This window comes from Mesorhizobium sp. M7A.F.Ca.CA.003.01.2.1 (assembly GCF_003998945.1).
Classification (GTDB): Bacteria; Pseudomonadota; Alphaproteobacteria; order Rhizobiales; family Rhizobiaceae; genus Mesorhizobium; species Mesorhizobium ciceri.
The window spans coordinates 1-1,348 of sequence record NZ_RZRA01001208.1 but is presented as its reverse complement, the minus strand read 5'-3'; the positions used below and the strand labels follow the sequence as shown (position 1 = coordinate 1,348).

Below are 1,348 nucleotides of genomic sequence, written 5' to 3'. Positions count from 1 at the left end.
CAGCAAGCCCCGCCCCTGGCAACTCGGCCGCGCCTTCGAGTGCCTGACCGCCATCCTGCCGGGCACCACGCCGGTAATCTTCGGCCGCGCCGCCGGTCGCCCGGACGAGCGTATCGAGGTCTACCTGCTGGCCGATGTCGAGGCTGAAAAGGCGGACATGGCGACCTGCATCATCATCGGCTCGCCGGAAACCAGGATTATCAAGCGCACGGAGAAGCCGGCGCTGGTCTACACGCCGCGCTCGTCCACGGGACGGACAAAATGATCGATCCCAAATCGATCGACAATGGCGGCCAGCGCTTCGACGGTTTCAGCCGAGGGCACGTCCGGCAGATCAGGCCTGCGGATCATGACCACCTCGATGCCAAGCGCCCGCGCCGAGGCGATCTTGCCAAAGGTCGCCTCGCCGCCGCTGTTCTTGGACACCACGACATCGATGCGGTGCCTTTCGAGCAGCGCGCGTTCCTCCGCGTCGCGAAACGGGCCACGGGCCAACAGATATTCGGCGTCGGGCACGGCCAGCTTCGGCTCGACCGGATCGACACTGCGAATGACATAGTGGTGCTGGGGCGCTGCTTCGAAAGCCGCAACCTCTTGCCGGCCCAGTGCCAGAAAAACGCGGCGCGGCGCCGGTCCAAGCGCTTGCGCGGCATCGCCGACCGTACCGACCAACGTCCAGCGGTCGCCTTCGACAGGCTCCCAGCCGGGACGCCGCAGGGCAAGGATCGGCACGCCGGCCATGCGCGCGGCTTGTGCGGCATTGGCGGAGATTTGCGCCGCATAGGGATGCGTGGCGTCGATCAGCAGATCGGTGGCCGTTTCCGTGAGGTAAGCGGCCAGCCCGTCGGCGCCGCCAAAGCCTCCGCTTCGCACCGGCACGCCTTGCGCGACCGGGCTTTCGGTGCGGCCGGCCAGCGACAGTGTGACCGAGGCACGCGCCGCCAGTTTTCCGGCCAGTTGCCGCGCTTCGGTGGTGCCGCCGAGGATCAGGATACGGTGGGTCATTATGCCTGCTGAGCGTCAATCGCGAGCCGCCTGGCTGACAGTCGTCGGCATCGGCGAGGACGGTTTAGCGGGTCTCGGCGACGAGGCCAAGCAGCGGATTGCCCAGGCTGAGATCATCTTCGGCGGCAAGCGGCACCTCGCCCTTGTCGCTTCCTTCGCCAAGGGCGAGCCGCGCCCATGGCCGGTTCCGTTCGATGCCGAGATGGCTGACGTGCTGGCGCTCGCCGGCAGGAACGTCTGTGTGCTCGCCTCCGGCGATCCCTTCTTCCACGGCGTCGGCGCCACGCCCGCCCGCAAGGTCAAGGCGCAAGAGATGCACGTTATCCCCGCGCCTTCAGCCGTT

At 67.5% G+C, this 1,348-nt stretch carries 2 protein-coding genes and 1 pseudogene; 2 read left to right on the top strand and 1 reads right to left on the bottom strand.

What is annotated here, in order from left to right:
* Positions 1-265, top strand: a pseudogene (locus EN969_RS31265) (precorrin-3B C(17)-methyltransferase); the annotation flags it as partial.
* Here EN969_RS31265 and EN969_RS31260 read toward each other — a convergent pair.
* Positions 229-1,005, bottom strand: coding sequence for a cobalt-precorrin-6A reductase (locus EN969_RS31260; RefSeq protein ID WP_063168245.1), 777 nt, complete (start codon positions 1,003-1,005; stop codon positions 229-231). The pseudogene EN969_RS31265 and the gene EN969_RS31260 sit on opposite strands and share 37 nt — an antisense overlap.
* Position 1,006: 1 nt before the next feature.
* Between EN969_RS31260 and EN969_RS31255 the strand changes: the two genes are divergently transcribed.
* Positions 1,007-1,348: SAM-dependent methyltransferase (locus tag EN969_RS31255; protein ID WP_245467589.1), on the top strand; the 342-nt coding region annotated here is incomplete at its 3' end.

What these genes read in the sequence shown, in the direction of transcription:
- EN969_RS31260 (WP_063168245.1), bottom strand. Translation starts at nt 1,005, where the DNA reads ATGACCCACCGTATCCTGATCCTCGGCGGCACCACCGAAGCGCGGCAA.